At 39.9% G+C, this 16,793-nt stretch carries 14 protein-coding genes and 3 tRNA genes; 6 read left to right on the forward strand and 11 right to left on the reverse strand.

Annotation, left to right across the window (positions count from 1 at the left end):
• Positions 1–42 precede the first annotated feature (42 nt).
• Complete coding sequence (locus GQR53_RS18605; RefSeq protein WP_165744908.1) at positions 43–1,122, reverse strand: hemolysin family protein; 1,080 nt, start codon at positions 1,120–1,122, stop codon at positions 43–45.
• A gap of 84 nt (positions 1,123–1,206) precedes the next feature.
• Here GQR53_RS18605 and GQR53_RS18610 point away from each other — a divergent pair, with 84 nt between their 5' ends.
• A complete protein-coding gene (locus GQR53_RS18610) occupies positions 1,207–3,702 on the forward strand; it encodes a prolyl oligopeptidase family serine peptidase (protein ID WP_165744909.1) in 2,496 nt (831 codons plus the stop codon).
• Between the two features lie 216 nt (positions 3,703–3,918).
• Positions 3,919–4,623, forward strand: a complete 705-nt coding sequence (locus GQR53_RS18615) for a response regulator transcription factor (RefSeq protein WP_024605629.1) — start codon at positions 3,919–3,921, stop codon at positions 4,621–4,623.
• Here the strand turns inward: GQR53_RS18615 and GQR53_RS18620 are convergent.
• From GQR53_RS18620 to nudE, 7 genes are all read right to left on the reverse strand, one after another.
• Positions 4,620–6,131, reverse strand: a complete 1,512-nt coding sequence (locus tag GQR53_RS18620; protein WP_154903621.1) for a YifB family Mg chelatase-like AAA ATPase — start codon at positions 6,129–6,131, stop codon at positions 4,620–4,622. The genes GQR53_RS18615 and GQR53_RS18620 overlap by 4 nt on opposite strands.
• A gap of 34 nt (positions 6,132–6,165) precedes the next feature.
• Complete coding sequence (locus GQR53_RS18625; RefSeq protein ID WP_002957915.1) at positions 6,166–6,780, reverse strand: trimeric intracellular cation channel family protein; 615 nt, start codon at positions 6,778–6,780, stop codon at positions 6,166–6,168.
• A 352-nt stretch (positions 6,781–7,132) separates the two neighbouring features.
• Positions 7,133–7,209 (reverse strand) — tRNA-Met (locus GQR53_RS18630).
• Positions 7,210–7,271: 62 nt separating this feature from the next.
• Positions 7,272–7,348: transfer RNA gene (locus tag GQR53_RS18635), tRNA-Met, on the reverse strand.
• 80 nt (positions 7,349–7,428) lie between these two features.
• A tRNA-Met gene (locus GQR53_RS18640) sits at positions 7,429–7,505 on the reverse strand.
• Positions 7,506–7,641: 136 nt separating this feature from the next.
• Positions 7,642–8,445, reverse strand: a complete 804-nt coding sequence (gene cysQ / locus GQR53_RS18645; RefSeq protein WP_024605630.1) for a 3'(2'),5'-bisphosphate nucleotidase CysQ — start codon at positions 8,443–8,445, stop codon at positions 7,642–7,644.
• Positions 8,438–9,010 carry an ADP compounds hydrolase NudE gene (gene nudE / locus GQR53_RS18650; RefSeq protein WP_165744910.1) on the reverse strand — a complete coding sequence of 191 codons (573 nt, stop codon included), beginning with the start codon at positions 9,008–9,010 and terminating at the stop codon, positions 8,438–8,440. The genes cysQ and nudE overlap by 8 nt, the downstream gene beginning before the upstream one ends.
• A gap of 61 nt (positions 9,011–9,071) precedes the next feature.
• Here nudE and yrfG point away from each other — a divergent pair, with 61 nt between their 5' ends.
• The gene (gene yrfG, locus GQR53_RS18655; protein WP_165744911.1) at positions 9,072–9,719 is read left to right on the forward strand and encodes a GMP/IMP nucleotidase; all 648 of its coding nucleotides are present in this window, start codon (positions 9,072–9,074) and stop codon (positions 9,717–9,719) included.
• Between the two features lie 15 nt (positions 9,720–9,734).
• Here yrfG and GQR53_RS18660 read toward each other — a convergent pair whose 3' ends face one another.
• From GQR53_RS18660 to GQR53_RS18670, 3 genes are all read right to left on the reverse strand, one after another.
• A complete protein-coding gene (locus GQR53_RS18660; protein ID WP_002963012.1) occupies positions 9,735–10,358 on the reverse strand; it encodes a dUTP diphosphatase in 624 nt (207 codons plus the stop codon).
• Positions 10,359–10,438: 80 nt separating this feature from the next.
• Positions 10,439–10,807 (reverse strand): YacL family protein, encoded by a 369-nt coding sequence (locus tag GQR53_RS18665; RefSeq protein ID WP_002963010.1) that lies wholly within the window; start codon positions 10,805–10,807, stop codon positions 10,439–10,441.
• 116 nt (positions 10,808–10,923) lie between these two features.
• Entirely contained in the window at positions 10,924–11,148 is a 225-nt protein-coding gene (locus GQR53_RS18670) for a hypothetical protein (RefSeq protein ID WP_002963009.1), read from the reverse strand.
• Positions 11,149–11,451: 303 nt separating this feature from the next.
• On the opposite strand from GQR53_RS18670, the gene uvrD reads away from it, so the two are divergent.
• From uvrD to GQR53_RS18685, 3 genes are all read left to right on the forward strand, one after another.
• The gene (uvrD, locus tag GQR53_RS18675) at positions 11,452–13,617 is read left to right on the forward strand and encodes a DNA helicase II (protein WP_002963007.1); all 2,166 of its coding nucleotides are present in this window, start codon (positions 11,452–11,454) and stop codon (positions 13,615–13,617) included.
• Positions 13,595–15,664 carry a GNAT family N-acetyltransferase gene (locus GQR53_RS18680; protein ID WP_165744912.1) on the forward strand — a complete coding sequence of 690 codons (2,070 nt, stop codon included), beginning with the start codon at positions 13,595–13,597 and terminating at the stop codon, positions 15,662–15,664. The genes uvrD and GQR53_RS18680 overlap by 23 nt, the downstream gene beginning before the upstream one ends.
• A gap of 103 nt (positions 15,665–15,767) precedes the next feature.
• Entirely contained in the window at positions 15,768–16,616 is an 849-nt protein-coding gene (locus GQR53_RS18685) for a chemotaxis protein (protein ID WP_165744913.1), read from the forward strand.
• The last annotated feature ends 177 nt before the right edge of the window (positions 16,617–16,793 follow it).

Here is a 16,793-nt window from a genome sequence, read left to right on the forward strand (position 1 = left end):
CTGTTTTCTTAATAATACTGAAATGACACAGATTTCTAAACACTACCAATTATCACCCCGAGTGTGTTTATCTTCTTCACTAACTATATGTGCACTACTTGCTAAGCGTTTGTGCCAACGCTGCCTTGCTACTGCGCGCATATTAGTAGATTGGTCACGCTCATCTACAATCTCTAGCCCCATTAAAGCTTCAATCATATCCTCTAACGTTACAATACCCTGCACGTCACCGTACTCATCAACAACTAAGCATATATGAGTGCGCTTTGTTAAAAGTGTTTGCAGTAACGACGATACGTTCTGAGAAGTTGGTACGGTATAAATAGGCTTAATCAATTTGCTAATTTTGTAATCGGTGCCTAAGCGGTGAAATGCCAGCATAATATCGTTTTTATGCACAAACCCAACGATATCATCGGCATCTTTATCAAATACCAACACTCTAGAAAACGATGACGATCCATGTTCATTTAAATACTGATTAACTGTTAAATCTTTATGGATTTTGAAAATAACAGTTCGCGGCGTCATTAAATCACATAATTTTGCATGCTTAAAATGCAACAAATTACGGATAATATCAGATTCATCTTGATGTAATGCTCCCGACTCCGTGCCTATATCTGCCATTGCCTCTATCTCTTGACGAATATAGTAAGCCTCATCGTGCTTTGGACCCATTAAATTTGTTAGCTTTTGAGCAAACCATACAAAAGGCTTTAGCGATATAACTAAAAACCGCAAAGCGTAGGTAACACTTGGGGTTAAAGCTCGCCAGTAATTAGCCCCCAAGGTTTTAGGTATAATTTCAGAAAGAATTAATACGAGAAATGTCATAATGGCTGATGCAATACCTACAGCCGCATCGGAAAAAACGACAGCCGCTTGTGCGCCAACTCCCGCTGCACCTGCAGTATGGGCAACTGTATTTAAAGTTAAAATAGCAGCTAAAGGCTGATCTATATTGTTTTTAAGCTTTTCGAGCTGTTTAGCAAGCTCAGGGTGTTTTTTTCTAAGTGATGCAACATAGCTGGGCGAAATACTTAATAACACAGCCTCCATCACAGAACATAAAAACGAAATAACAATCGCCACTACCATATAAACTATCAGTAAAGTCACTTTCTCTCCTCTATATTGGATATGTGAGCATGGTAACAATACATGCTATATTTGGCCAAACTTCCAATAATAATAGGCATAATAATGAAATTTAGCGCACCATGGTGTCATCAAAATAAGCTATTTAAGTACGCAGCAGCTCTTTTAACACTTAGCAGCTTAAGCTTTGCTGCAATAGCTGCACCATTGGATAAATCAAAAATTCAGTTTATCGGCCCACTTGCCGAAGATATGCAGTTAAAGCCTTTTCAGACACCTCATGGCAGTGCGATTATTAACAACCTATTGCCACAACTACAAGTAGACACAGATAGTTTTTCTGTATTTGGGAAAAAACAAAACTGGCAACCGTTTAATAAAATCAATGCGCTCACTTTAGGTGGGTTACAGGCACTAAAATTTAATATTGAAACAACCCGCTTTACGCAAGGTACGCTTACCTTAAAAGGGATTGAGCAAGGTCAGTTATTTATTAATGGCGAACTACAAACAGGCGATAAAAATAACTATAAGTTAGCTTTAAATAACAGTACTCACACTGTTTTAATTGTAGCCCAGCAAGTAGCTAATTGGCACGATGTAACGCTTGATTTTGCTCCTAAAAGCGAGGTTGATAAAATTACGCTTAGCACTTCACACATAAAACGTTTATCTGCAAAACAACTATTTGATGCTCCTACAATTAGCCAATTATCACTCGCACCTAATGCCAAGCAGTACGTTACTACCACTCGCACTTATAGCGATAAAACACAAAATCAAGCAAATACAGTTACTGTACTTAAAGATTCAGACAATCAAACGCTTTATCGCTTTGAAGCAGGCCAACCAAGTAACATTATTTGGAGTCCAGATAACCAATATTTAGTGTATTTGTTAAATGGTGAGCTTAAACAACTTAACCGTAAAAACTTCTCAATAAAAACATTAGCAAACGATTTAGAAGGAGCTAATGGCTTTACCTTTTATAACGACACCAGTCTTTTGTTTAGCTGGTCTAAATCACCTGAGAGTACTAACAGCTTAACCAAGCACTATAAAGGTCTGCAAGATCGCTGGTCGTATGCACGTTCCATCAGCCAAATTTATATGCTTGATACTAAAAGTGGTTTAACAAAAGCACTTAGCCAAGGTCCTCTTTCTTACAGCCTTGAAGATTCAAATAGTAACCGTGGCAAAGTATTAATGAGCCGCCCAGTAATGGCAATGCAGGCATCAACCCACCCTGAAACAGAGCTTGTTGAACTCGATTTAAAATCAAACAAGCTTTCATCGCTTGGTAAATTCAAAACGTTTAATTTAGCCAAATACGCAAATAAAGATATTTATGTAGTTGCAGGCCCGGACTTTAAAAATGGCGCAGGCAGAGCACTACCAAAAGCAATGCTTGCTAATAACTACGACGGGCAACTTTACCTACTTACTGAAAGCGGTAAAAACGTAAAAGCACTCAGTAAACAATTCGACCCCGCTATTGGCCAACTGCACGTTTTAGAAAACGGCGATGCGCTCATTAAAGTAACAGAGCAAGACACTCAACCACTTTACCTATTTGATTTAAGTAAACAGCGCTTTAAAAAGTTAAATACGGGATTGGATATTGTTGAACAATTTAGTTACTCACACGACCGTAATACCGAAATTTTATTAAGTGGCACTAACGCTTTAGCGCCACAACAACTAAAGCGCCTGAACGTAAGTAAAAATAAAACAGATTTAATATGGGATTCAAAACCAAGTAGCTATGCAAATACACGATTCCCTACATTAGAAGAGTTTAATTTTAAAAATAAACATGGGGTTGAAATAACGGGCCGTGTTTACATTCCAAGCAATTTAGATAAAACTAAAAAGCACCCAGCGCTCGTGTATTACTACGGCGGTACTTCACCAGTTACGCGTGATTTTACAGGTCGTTACCCGTTTAACTTATGGGCAGAAAATGGCTATGTTGTTTATGTAGTGCAACCTACTGGCGCAACAGGGTTTGGACAAAATTTTTCAGCGCAGCATGTTAATGCCTGGGGCGACTACACCGCAGACGATATTATCGAAGGCACGCAAGCCTTTTTAAATAAATACAACTATGTTGATAGTAAAAAAGTAGGTAACTTAGGGGCATCGTACGGTGGCTTCATGACCATGTTATTAGCAACTAAAACCGATATATTTAGTGCTTCAATAGCTCATGCGGGTATTTCTAATATTACCTCGTATTGGGGTGAAGGTTGGTGGGGCTACTTATATTCTGGCGAAGCATCAAAAAATAGCTTCCCGTGGAATAACCCTGAGCTTTACAGCCAACATAGCCCTGTATTTCATGCCGACAAAGTAACAACACCTATGCTACTTCTTCATGGTGATAGCGATACCAATGTACCTGTTGGCGAAAGCTTAACAATGTACACTGCGCTTAAACTGCTTAATAAGGACGTAGAGTTAATCGAATACAAAGGCGCCGACCATCAAATTTTTGCACGCGATAAACGATTTGATTGGTGGAACACCATGCTCGCATACTTTGATAAAAAGCTAAAAAACGAGCCTCAATGGTGGGACTCGATGTATAAAAATGACTGAGCCTGAACCTTTAAAATAACAACTTAATACAGATTTATTAATAGTAGAATTAATTATTTAGCACCTTTTAATTAGTCTAAAGGTGCTAACCTAATCCTCTAATAACGTCTTATACACCTTTGAAATATTAAGTTACTTAAAACTAATAAACCCCCTTCTCAGCATTTACCTATTGGTGCTACCATACAGAGCTATAAGCATTCAAAATAAAGTACTATGGCTATTAATGTTTTATTGGTTGAAGACGATGAACTACTCGTTAAACGCATCAAAAATCACTTTGCAGATACCGAATTTACAATAGAGGTAGACCCCACTGGCGCTGATGCACTTAATATTGTAAGGCAGCGGGTAAACCTGCGCGGTGCTATATCATTAGCCATAATTGACATTGTCTTACCAAAGCGCGACGGGCTTCAGCTCGCAAAAGAATTAAACACACTGACCGATATTGGCGTTATTGTATTATCGAGTCGTGACTCCCAAGCCGATCGTATTGCAGGCCTTGCACAAGGTGCTGATGACTATATTTGTAAGCCCGTCGATTTACTTGAGTTAGAGCTTCGCATGCGCGCGCTCTATAAGCGTGTTGCCGTTAACCTAGAAGACGACGAAAGCGAAGAGTTTATAGAATATGCTGACTTTAAGCTTCATCCCGATAACCGCACATTAATTACTGCTGCGGGCGTTGAGTCACGCTTAACTGAAGCCGAACATAAAGTGCTTATTTGCTTAATTAGTAATGCAGGTAAAGCCACATCCCGTGAAAAAATATCAGAAGAAATAGGCCAGCCCGATTGGAGCCCAAACGATCGTACTGTTGATGTGCTTATTGGTCGTTTACGTAAAAAATTAAATGACGAAAAAGATCAAAAACGTATTGTTACCGTTCGCGGTAAAGGTTATATGCTCTCTATTTAATACTTAGTTAATTGCGCAATAAGGCGCTCAAATGCGCGGTAATTAAGTGCTTCTTTAAGCTCATTTAAAGTAATGTTTTCAGCGCCTTTTAAATCACTAATTGTACGCGCCACCTTAATTACTCTATGGTAAGAGCGTGGCGATAGAGACAACTTCTCGCTTGCTCTAGCTAAAAATTGCAACTCTGCAGGCGCAAGTTCACAGTGCACACTCATTTCTTTATTATTAAGTCTCGCATTAACCTTACCTTGGCGTTTTAGCTGCACATAATAAGCAGCCTCAACTCTTGCTCTAACCTCAGCACTGGTTTCCTCTGGTTTGGTACTTTGTAGCTCAACACTCGTTAAACGAGGTAGTTCTATTTGCAAATCAATACGGTCAATAAAAGGCCCCGACACGCGTGATAAATAACGCATAACTTGGTCAGGAGTTGCCCGCTTATCAGTATGGCTCCCCGTTGGGCTTGGGTTTAATGCTGTAATAAGCTGAAACTGCGCTGGGAACTCCATTTGCCTAGCTGCACGTGAAATAGTTACTGTGCCGGTCTCCATTGGTTCACGCAGTGAATCAAGCACCTTACGCTCGAATTCCGGTAACTCATCTAAGAAGAGCACACCGTTGTGTGCCAGCGAAATTTCACCAGGCTTGGGATTTGAAGAGCCCCCCACCAAAGCAACAGCTGAGCACGTATGATGCGGATTACGAAATGGTCGCTGTCGCCAATTAGTTAAATCTATGGATTGTCCAATAATAGAGTAAAGCGCGGCTGTTGAAATAGCTTCATCGTCCGACATAGTAGGCATTATAGTTGCCATTCGCTGGGCCAGCATTGATTTACCAGTACCAGGAGGGCCTAAAAATAGTAAATTATGCCCGCCAGCTGCGGCTATTTCTAATACTCGCTTGGCGCCAGGCTGACCTTTAACATCGCTTAAATCGAGTAAAAAATCAGGGGCTTGAGTGCAGTCGGGGTACTCTATATTTAATGGCAAGGGTTGTTGATTAAGTAGGTCGCCCCATACTTCTTGAATAGAGCTTACGGCTTTGCGTTTAACGCCATTAACTAAGCTTGCTAGGCTGTCGTTTGCAAGAGGTAAAAAGCAGCAACGATCTTGCTCTTTTGCAGCAAGTACCGAAGGTAAAATAGCGTTTACACCACGCACTTCACCATTAAGAGCAAGCTCACCATAAAACTCGTACTTATGAATATCAGGACACACTATTTGCCCAGAGGCGACTAAAATACCCACCGCAATAGCCAGATCAAACCGCCCACCATCTTTTGGTAAGTCGGCTGGGGCTAAATTTACGGTTATTCGTTGATCGGGAAAACCAAATTGTGAGTTTTCGAGTGCGCTACGTACCCTGTCTTTCGACTCTTTAACAGACGCTTCGGGCAGGCCTACAATATGAAAAGCGGGTAAACCATTTCCTAGATGAACTTCTACAATAACTTCAGGGGCATTTATGCCCACTTGAGCACGAGAAAATATACGAGCTAACGACATTCCTTATCCTAGTAAATGGTGTGATTACACCAGTTTAGTCAGGATATTTAAAAACGTGTAATGTGATTTGCCATTTTATAGCGGCTAAACGAAGTAATAAGGTCATTAACATGCCTAATACCATCGCCATTTCGGTTGCTAACGAAAAACTAATGCCAAGCGTATAAACAGTACCACCCGCTATACAGGTAATAGCGTAAAGCTCACCCTTTAATAGCATAGGGATCTCGCGTGCAAGCACATCTCGAATTAATCCACCAAAGCAGCCTGTAATTACAGCCATAATTACCGCAGTCATATCGGGCATACCAACAAGCTGTGCTTTTTGCGCCCCCATTACTGCAAAAAAAGCTAACCCGAACGCATCCGCTGTTTGTAAAATATAATGAGGTATCGGCTTTTGTTTATTTATAAGGCGTGTTGTAACAAATACTGAAGCGAGTATGGCAAAAAAGTAACTTTGATCGTGTAACCAAAACACAGGAACATCTAAAATTAGATCTCGCACTGTACCACCACCAATAGCAGTTACTGTCGCTAAAACTACGACCCCAAAGCCATCCATTTTTTTCTCGTACGCTAGCAAAGTGCCTGATACAGCAAACACCGCAATGCCTATTAAATCAAACCAGTGGTAAAGTTCAGTCATATTTGTAACAACCTAAAAATATTTGTGTCGTTTTAACACAAACCAAACAAGGTTTTAAGTAATAACGATTTATTTTAAGAAGTTTATAACATTTTAAAGTGTATCTCAGGGGGCGGGAGCCTGAACTTATAAAAAGTGAACCAACGACCTTCGGGTTATGAGCCACAATATACACACTAAACTTTAGACATAAAAAAACACGCTTTAAGCGTGCCGTTTCATTCTTATTTATTTCAGTGGTTGCGGGAGCCTGAACTTATAAAAGGTGAACCGACGACCTTCGGGTTATGAGCCACAATATACACACCAAATTTTAGACATAAAAAAACACGCTTTAAGCGTGTTATTTCAGTGGTTGCGGGAGCCGGATTTGAACCGACGACCTTCGGGTTATGAGCCCGACGAGCTACCAGACTGCTCCATCCCGCGCCTGAAATTTGTAGACTTGTTTAAAGTTGCTTACATTACAACTTGGCTTCCAATTAAATAATTGGTTGCGGGAGCCGGATTTGAACCGACGACCTTCGGGTTATGAGCCCGACGAGCTACCAGGCTGCTCCATCCCGCGCCTGTATATTTTAAGCCTATCGACTACTTTATTTTATCTCTTAAGTTAGAGTTTACAGTAACCTCAATCCCTAAGGAAATTGGTTGCGGGAGCCGGATTTGAACCGACGACCTTCGGGTTATGAGCCCGACGAGCTACCAGACTGCTCCATCCCGCGCCTGTAATTTCTTTAAAACATTTTCGTAATATTTACGAGCCTGCCTTGAAGAGAGCGCTACTATATAGGAATAAACATTTAATGCAAGACCTAAACTAATTAAAGTTGTTCAACCGAACAAAAAGCAACCAAATTACTATTCTGCGCTCAATCTTTGATGCGGATTAATCATTTTTTGCCATTCCCAGTCTGGATGTCCCATTACTATAAAGTCAGGGTTCTCAGTACTCTCTCGTTGGTTGTACGTTAGCGGATTAAATTCTGCATCGGTAATACAACCACCGGCTTCTTCAACAATAACTTGTGAAGCACCTGTATCCCACTCTCCCGTTGGACCAATTCTTAAAAAACAATCTGCTTTGCCCTCTGCAACAGTACAGGCTTTTAAAGAACACGAACCAATAGCAATCGTTGTAAACTGACTATTTAAATACTGACTCACCGCTTCTATTTTTTGGCGGCGGCTCACTGCAAGCGTCAAGCTCTCTGGCGGCGCTACAGATATTTGCTTATCAATTGAGTTTTCACGTTTAAAGGCACCATTTTTAGCTGTAGCAAAATAAGTCACGCCTTTTGCAGGCCAATGAATAACGCCAAGCACAGGATGATTATTTTCAATCAATGCAATGTTTACTGCAAAGTCGCCACTTTCTAAAATAAATTCGCCAGTACCATCCATCGGATCGAGCAACCAATAACGCTGCCAGTCCTGTCTGTCGACGAGTGCAGGTATAGGTGTTTCTTCCGACATAATTGGGATATCGGGCGCAAGTGCTTTTAATCCAGCAACCAGTACGTCATTTGCTGCTAAATCAGCTTTGGTAACAGGCGTATTATCTGATTTCTCTTGTTGGCCAATATCGCCTTTTTTATAAATGGCCATAATTGCATCGCCAGCACGCTCAGCTAATTCAATGCACGGTTCGATTAATTTATTCATCGGCAGCTCCAGACGCTAAATACTTATCTAATAATAGCAAAGCTGCAACACTGCGGGCTTCGGTAAAATCTTCTTGGTCTAATAATGACTGCCATTGAGTTAATGGCCACTTAACAACAACAAGCGGCTCTGGTTCGTCGCCAATAAGGGTTTTTGGGTATAATTGCTTAGCAAATAAAATATGCATAGTGGCATTAAAGTAACTCGGCGCCATTGTTACTGTTCTTAATGGTTTAAAATACTCAGCACCAAAGCCAATTTCTTCTTTAAGTTCTCTGTTAGCAGCTTGCTCTGGCGTTTCGCCCGGATCAATTAAGCCTTTAGGAAAACCTAACTGGTAATTGTTTGTGCCCGCACAGTATTCACGTACAAGTAGTAACTCATTATCTGCACTTAACGGAACAATCATCACTGCTCCCCGGCCACCGCCGCGAATTCGCTCATACTGGCGCTCTTCGTTATTAGAAAACTTTAACTCTAAAGACTCCACAGTAAACAGACGACTTTTAGCAACAACATTGTTACTGAGGATTTGTGGTGGTGTTGGGTGCTTTTTCTGTGTCATTGGCGTTAATTTGCTATCATGGCAGTTAGTTCAATAATAAACCTTATAAGTTGAAATTCCTATGTTAAATTGGTCAAAAATCGATACCGTTTTGCTCGACATGGATGGAACATTACTCGATTTACATTACGACAGTCATTTTTGGCTTAACGTTATCCCTGCGCAACACGCATTAGCTAGAGGCATTAGCCTAGATGCAGCTAAAGCAGATATTTTAAAACGCTATCAAGCTGTGAGCGGTCAAATACAGTGGTATTGTTTAGATTATTGGGAGCAGCAATTAAGCTTGCCTATAATGGAGCTTAAACTAGAGTCTCAGCATTTAATTAAAATGCGTGAAGACGTACCTCATTTTTTAACCGAGCTTAAAAAAGCAGGCAAAGAGTTAATTTTACTTACCAACGCCCACCCTGAGAGCGTCATGCTAAAATTTGAGCATACAGCGATTGATAACTACCTAGATGGTGTAGTGTCTACTCATGAATATGGAGTAAGTAAAGAGCAGCAAAGTTTGTGGCACCAAGTACAAAAAGACTTAGGGTTTAATAAGCAGCGCACTTTGTTTGTAGATGACAGTGTGCCGGTATTAAATGCCGCACGAGAATACGGCATCGAGCACTTACTTGCAGTTGCTAACCCTGATAGCCAACAACCACATAACGAAATAGCCGATTACCTGAGTGTTACCGACTATCGTAAGATTATTTAACGTAGTTTACTTGGGCTAGATTTTTGGGTAACGCGCTTCAAGGCCTTGGTATACTAACTTTGCAAAATCTGCATGTTCCGTATCAAGGCTTTTAACTACTTCAACTAAATGCTCGTTATCTTCTTGCCCGTTCCACTCTTTGATATAGCTACCATCTTTATAACCGTGATCTTGGCGGAAAAAGTTTAACGTATTTTTCCCTACGTAGCCGCGATATAAATCATCAATATCCATACCCATTTGCGCCATACAGCCAGCAAATGCAGCTGCATTAAACGTTTTATCTGCAACAGCAGAAGCCGCTAATATTTCTAGCGTTTGTTTAAAGTCATCCGCTTGTTGAGCATTACTAAGTTCAGCTTCAAGTTGCTTTGCTAAGTCTTCGTAGCTAGTTTTGCCGTCAATTCTAAGCGATAAACCAAAATGAAAAATATCAACCAACTCTAAAATAACTTGTTCGGTATCTGGTGTTTGTTTTTTCCACCATTTCCAACCATGATGATCCAGCATTTCAGCACACTCAACCCAAATAGCGCGGTACCATTCGAATCCTTGAGTAAACCATTGCTCATGTACTTTAGTGTTCATGGCGTTTTGCATTTCTAGCATAACTACTAGCTTGTTTAAATTGGCAGACATATTCATTCCTGTCGTTTTTGATTAGTGTAATAGTACAGATAAAGGAAGCTTAACGCATCAGCACTATCTTAATATGTAGTTTACTTTGAGCCGCTAAATTCAGCCCATGAATCAATTAAATCAATGAAATCTTCAAAGCCACAACCACTACTTAAACCATTTTCTTCAAGCGCTAAATCGTCATCTTGATACGCTATTAGGTCTTCACTGTCTTGATGAAGCGCATGGGCTTCAAATAGTGCTTCGTCTTTGGTTAATATTAAATCTATTTCTTGGCCTTTTAGCGTTAGCGGCTCATAGCTTGAACTCACCGATGCAATAAGCGCTTGCACCATAGCTACTTTGTCTTTGCCTATTTCTTCGTTTAGCCAGCGACCAATAATGGCGTGTTCACTGCTTATTTTAATACGTAGCCCACTAATAGGGTCGCGAATAAATTGATATTCCATAGGGTTTGCCTGTAAATCTTTAATTGCGTAATTATATACGTAAACGCCCGCAAACCACAGGACATATAAAGTAAAATAGCGCCACAAGGGCGCTATTTTATTCAACTTTAAAGCCGTTAACTTCGCGATCTATAACGCGCTGCGTCAATAATCGACCATAAGTAAATAATAGGCACAAGTACAAAACCTACAAGCACATAAATTAGTGCGTAACTTATTATAATAGCGAGTGCAAAAAATATAGCCGCTAAAATACGCCCTTGCACTAACTGCCCTAAACCAGGAAAAAATATATTACATAATGCTGCGATTACGTTACCGCCAGAACCTTGATCTGCCATACTAACCTCTGTATTTATTTGATTTTATAATTATTTACTTACACACTCTATGCCAATTTATTAAAGCTTACAAATCAAATAGTTAAATTACCCTAGATTTAGAGAGTTAGTAAAAATTGCTAACTTTAGGTCAAATTAGCAATTTTTATTGTGCGTTTACACTTTTTTGTTTGTTTAAAAAATTAGCAAGTTACTCGTTTTTAAGGCTATTTTATAAATAGCTGTTTATAAAAACAGTATTTTATTTAGCCTAACAAAAACACCTGTTATACTGCCCACAATATTGATTAAAAAGGCGTAACGATGGACGTTTCACAATTACTCGATGGCTTAAATGACAAACAACGCGATGCCGTTGCAGCCCCACTACAAAACATGCTGGTATTAGCAGGTGCTGGGTCTGGTAAAACACGAGTGTTAGTTCATCGTATTGCGTGGCTTATGCAAGTTGAGCAAGCATCTGCTTACAGTATTTTTGCCGTAACCTTTACTAATAAAGCGGCTAAAGAAATGCGCAGCCGCGTTGAAGAAACACTAAAAGCCCCTGTAGGTGGTATGTGGATTGGTACGTTCCATGGTTTGTCGCATCGTATTTTACGTGCTCATCACCGTGAAGCTAACTTACCAGAAGCCTTTCAAATTTTAGACTCTGACGATCAACTTCGGATGATCAAGCGCTTATTAAAATCAATGAATATTGATGATAAAAAATGGCCTGCTAAACAATTTGGCTGGTACATTAGCGCCAAAAAAGATGAAGCACTTCGCCCTAAAGATATTCAAGCATACGATATTAACGAGCAAATGATGCTGCGTGTTTACGCCGCCTACCAAGAGGCCTGTGATAGAGCAGGACTAGTAGATTTTGCCGAAATATTACTACGCAGCTACGAAGTGTTAAAAAATAACCCTACGTTACTACGTCATTACCAGCAACGCTTTGCACATATGCTCGTAGACGAGTTTCAAGATACAAATACCATTCAATATGCATGGTTAAAGTTACTTGCAGGCGATACAAGCAGTATCATGATTGTAGGCGACGATGACCAAAGTATTTACGGTTGGCGCGGTGCTAAAATCGAAAATATTAAACGATTTTTAACTGACTTTAGCGCAGAAACCATTCGTCTTGAACAAAACTACCGTTCAACTGCAACTATTTTGAAAGCGTCTAATGCATTAATTCAAAATAACTCAGAGCGTATGGGTAAAAGCTTATGGACCGACGGTAACGATGGCGAGCCAATTTCTATTTATGCGGCATTTAATGAGTTAGACGAAGCGCGCTTTGTAAGTAGCAAACTACGAAGCTGGTTAAATGCAGGTAATGCCCTACAAGATGCCGCAATTTTATACCGTAGTAACGCGCAATCTCGTGTACTCGAGGAAGCCATGCTACAAGAAGGCTTAAAATACCGTATTTATGGTGGTATGCGATTCTTCGAACGACAAGAAATTAAAGATGCGTTGTCGTACTTACGCCTAGTAGGTAATCGTCAAGACGATGCCGCATTTGAGCGTGTAATTAATACGCCAGCACGCGGTATTGGCGATAAAACATTGAGCCATATACGAGATTGTGCACGAGCAGAATCGTTACCGCTTTGGTATGCCGCAAAAGCAATTGTAGAACAACAGCATTTATCTGGTCGTGCTTCTGGTGCAGTAAGTAAGTTTGTAGAACTAGTAGAACAAATAGAAGATAAAATTAGCGATCTAACTTTGCATGAGCAAGCCAAGTACACAATTCAAACCTCAGGCTTAATGGCAATGTACCAAGCCGAAAAAGGTGAAAAAGGCCGTGCTCGCGTAGAAAACTTAGAAGAGCTAATTAGCGCTTGTGATCAGTATGAGCTGCCTGAAGACGAAGAGTACAGCTCACCTTTACAAGGCTTTTTAGCCCATACGTCACTTGAGTCAGGTGAAGGACAAGCAGAAGAACACGAAGACGCCGTACAAATGATGACGCTTCACTCAGCTAAAGGCTTAGAGTTTCCGCTAGTGTTTATGGTAGGCGTAGAAGAAGGCATGTTTCCTTCTCAGCAAAGCAACGAAGAGTCGGGTCGCTTAGAAGAAGAGCGCCGCCTTTGTTATGTAGGCATGACACGAGCAATGGATAAGTTATACATTAGCCATGCTGAGAGTCGCCGTTTATACGGGCAAGAAAAATACCATAGCCCATCTCGCTTTTTACGCGAAATCCCTGAAGACTGCGTAGAAGAAATCCGTATTAAAACACAGGTTTCTCGCCCGCCTGCCGCTGGGCGTTTTAGCGCATCAGTTAGCCATGCCGCATTTGAAGACAGTGGCTTTAACTTAGGACAACGCGTACTGCATGCTAAGTTTGGTATTGGTACTGTACTGAATTATGAAGGTAGTGGCGCACAATCTCGCGTACAAGTTAACTTTGACGACCTTGGTAGCAAATGGTTAGTAACGGCCTATGCACGATTACAAGCGGTATAAAGCACACCTAAATGAGTTAGAGCAACAATTAGCTGGCGCGTATCATCGTCAGCTAGTGTTGATCACGGGCAGCCCAGCTTGGTGTTATGAAATACTTAACTCATTAATAGATGAAAACAATACACTTGTTGTATCAAAGCAGTGCGCGATTAAAAATTCGTACTGGCCTACTCGCACACACCAAATTTTAGGGCAAGAATTTGCTCATGCTGTTTACGATGGTTTTAGTGGTTTGCACCCTGATAAACTTGCAGCACTTGCCGGCACCGTTAAAGCAGGCGGTATACTGTTTTTATTACTGCCTGAACTAGATGATTTAGGCTCTTGGCAAGATCCCGCATTAAGTACAGTGCAATCACACGGTCAGAGCATTGACTACAGCATATTTAATCAGCGTTTCGCGACTATTATTAAACCGTTACCTGCTTTTCACTTGAGTGAAAAAAATGGCTGTATTAGTAATAACGCTAGCTATGTAATGCATAATAAAATTGATTATGAGCCACAGCAAAACTGTATTGAGCAGATAGTAAAAGTAGCTAATGGCCGTGCAAACAGGCCTTTACTCATTAATGCTGATAGAGGCAGAGGTAAGTCGGCAGCACTTGGCTTAGCCGCGGCAAAACTAACTGATAAAAAAGTAATTATTTGCAGCACTCAGTTTAAAGCGACCCATAGCAGCTTTAAACATTTAGCCCAAGAGTTAAGCCTTCAATACAACGATGAACATAAACAGCTCGCCAACTTGCACTACGTTGCACCTGACGCGTTATTAAACACACTACCTGAGTGCGATTTACTACTCGTTGATGAAGCTGCAGCAATCCCTGTTCCGTTATTACTACAAATGCTAGCTCATTACCCTCGTATAGTATTTGCAAGCACTCTGGTTGGGTATGAGGGCAATGGTAGGGGTTATACCATTCGCTTTAGTAACTATATTAAAGCGCACTATAAAGCCTCTAAAGTTGTAACGCTTGATGAGCCACTACGTTTTGCTAAACACGATCCCCTCGAGAAGCACATTCGCACCTTGCTTGCACTCGATGCAGAATATATAGAGTTAAGTAGTGGTGAATTAGAGCAGCCAATTCATAGCGAAGTAACTCAGCAATCCCTTGTAAACAATGAATCTTTACTGCAGCAAGTTATTGCCCTACTTGCACTGGCTCACTATCAAAGTAGTGTCAACGACTTACGCCAACTACTAGACGCACCATCGCAAAGACTATTTATTAGCAAAATTAATAATCAATTAGTTGGCGTATGCTTAATCGCCATAGAAGGTGGTTTGAGTGAAGAACTTGCCCTACAGGTTATAAGTGGAGAGCGTCGCCCGCAAGGACATTTAATGGCGCAAGCACTCTCACAACTTAGCTTTAATAATGACTGTTTAACACAACTGAGCGCTCGCGTTGTACGAATAGCGATTGATCCGAGTTCCCACAATATAGGACTTGGTAAAAAGTTACTTAGTTATTGCGAATCGCAGGTAAAAAGCCAATGTAGTTGGTTTGGTGCAAGCTTTGGCGCAACAGCGCAGTTACTTAATTTTTGGCAAAACCTAGGGTTTGATACTGTAAAATTAGGTTATCAACGCGATAAAAGCACCGCTGAACATTCGGCGCTTGTAGTTAAATGCTTAAGTGACAAAAGTACAATTCTTCAACCCCTAAAAAAGCAGTTTAAAAACGATTTCTTTTATGCTCTTTTAACACACTTTAAAACACTAGATTGGCAACTCGTGAATATTATAATTGAAGGATTTACCGACGAGTTAATAAGCCTAGAGACTCACGAGCGATTAGCGCTGCTCACTAAAAGTAACTTCACTCAATTTAGTATCTCTGCAACTCTTTGGCAGTTACTGAGCCAGTCACCTTCTTATATATCTCAATTAACAGAGTCGGATAAACAACTTTTAATAAAATTAGTACTTCAAAATGAAAGTAATGAAAAAGTGATTCAACACTTAGGTTTATTAGGAAAAAAGCAGCTTGAGAATCAATTTAAACGTGCCATAAAAAACCTCACTAACACCATCTAATAATTTCTAGCTGCCCTATCTCTGTTAAATTTTATCCATCTTTAAGCTATTTATTTAATTTGTTCTATCCTTAAAGCATTAATAGGTAAATTAAGATAAAGGCATGGAATTAATAAACTTTAAAGTGGGCTGCAAAACAATTTCGCTAAAAATACTCGATATTTTATTAACTGAGCGCTTTGACAATAATCTAACAACTTTACCCAACAATAATAAAAGCTTTATTGGTGTTAAAGATTATATGGATACACCAACACCTGTTTTTGATTTAGGTATTATTTTAAATAATATCTCAACCGAACAAAGTAATGCGCATGTACTAAAACAACTAAGAATATGGCAAGACAAACTATTAAACTGGTTTAATACCCTTCATAGTAACTTATTAAATAGCTCGGCTTCTATTTCAAATAATGACGCCGAACTACAAGATTTTGTTTTGTTTTACAAAGAATTCAACACCGACAATGAAGACTTAAAATTAACAATGTCTCGGCTTGACGAGCCCTTCCAATCATTACTAGAAACAGCGAAAGCAGCCATAGCAGCCCATAATCGAAGTGATGATAAACACACATCAGCTCTGCTCGACAAAATTAAGCGCAGTAGTCTAATTCAGCTTGAGCGTTTATTTGAATCAGCTAAAGAGCAAATAACCTTAGACTATAAACCTATTATTGTTTTCACCACCAAAGATGGATTAAATCCACATGTTGGTTTATTAGTAGATAAGGTTGAAGATAATATCGACTATAAAAAAGAAGACATAAAGCCACTGGATAAGCTCACTGAGGTTGGTTTTGATCTAGACCCACAAACTAAAAATATGATGCTAGGATTAATCAAGCTCCCCCAAAAGCATAGTGTATTAATTGATCCAAGCGTAATATTTAAACCAGCTCAACTAGAAGAATCTGAAAGTGAAGAAACCCAAGCTTATGGACTATTTTAAATAGCCTTTAAATTTGGTTATTAACTTTAGTACTGGAATAATGAGCTATTCCGCTCAACTTGTACATTTAGATGAATTAGAGAAGAATCGAGTATGTAATGTCCGTTACTCCCCATATTTCACTTTTCTGCAGACGTAAAAAAGCCCGACTATTTCTAGTCGGGCTCTCTACAATTT

This window comes from Pseudoalteromonas sp. Z9A6, from assembly GCF_011378805.1.
In the GTDB taxonomy this organism is placed as follows: Bacteria; Pseudomonadota; Gammaproteobacteria; order Enterobacterales; family Alteromonadaceae; genus Pseudoalteromonas; species Pseudoalteromonas distincta.

Coding starts and splice junctions, on each gene's coding strand:
- GQR53_RS18625 (WP_002957915.1), bottom strand. CDS start 6,780: ATGACTGAACTTTACCACTGGTTTGATTTAATAGGCATTGCGGTGTTT.
- uvrD (WP_002963007.1), top strand. CDS start 11,452: ATGGACGTTTCACAATTACTCGATGGCTTAAATGACAAACAACGCGAT.
- GQR53_RS18670 (WP_002963009.1), bottom strand. CDS start 11,148: ATGGCAGATCAAGGTTCTGGCGGTAACGTAATCGCAGCATTATGTAAT.
- yrfG (WP_165744911.1), top strand. CDS start 9,072: ATGTTAAATTGGTCAAAAATCGATACCGTTTTGCTCGACATGGATGGA.
- GQR53_RS18680 (WP_165744912.1), top strand. CDS start 13,595: ATGCACGATTACAAGCGGTATAAAGCACACCTAAATGAGTTAGAGCAA.
- GQR53_RS18620 (WP_154903621.1), bottom strand. CDS start 6,131: ATGTCGTTAGCTCGTATATTTTCTCGTGCTCAAGTGGGCATAAATGCC.
- GQR53_RS18615 (WP_024605629.1), top strand. CDS start 3,919: ATGGCTATTAATGTTTTATTGGTTGAAGACGATGAACTACTCGTTAAA.
- GQR53_RS18685 (WP_165744913.1), top strand. CDS start 15,768: ATGGAATTAATAAACTTTAAAGTGGGCTGCAAAACAATTTCGCTAAAA.
- nudE (WP_165744910.1), bottom strand. CDS start 9,010: ATGACACAGAAAAAGCACCCAACACCACCACAAATCCTCAGTAACAAT.
- GQR53_RS18660 (WP_002963012.1), bottom strand. CDS start 10,358: ATGTCTGCCAATTTAAACAAGCTAGTAGTTATGCTAGAAATGCAAAAC.
- GQR53_RS18610 (WP_165744909.1), top strand. CDS start 1,207: ATGAAATTTAGCGCACCATGGTGTCATCAAAATAAGCTATTTAAGTAC.
- cysQ (WP_024605630.1), bottom strand. CDS start 8,445: ATGAATAAATTAATCGAACCGTGCATTGAATTAGCTGAGCGTGCTGGC.
- GQR53_RS18665 (WP_002963010.1), bottom strand. CDS start 10,807: ATGGAATATCAATTTATTCGCGACCCTATTAGTGGGCTACGTATTAAA.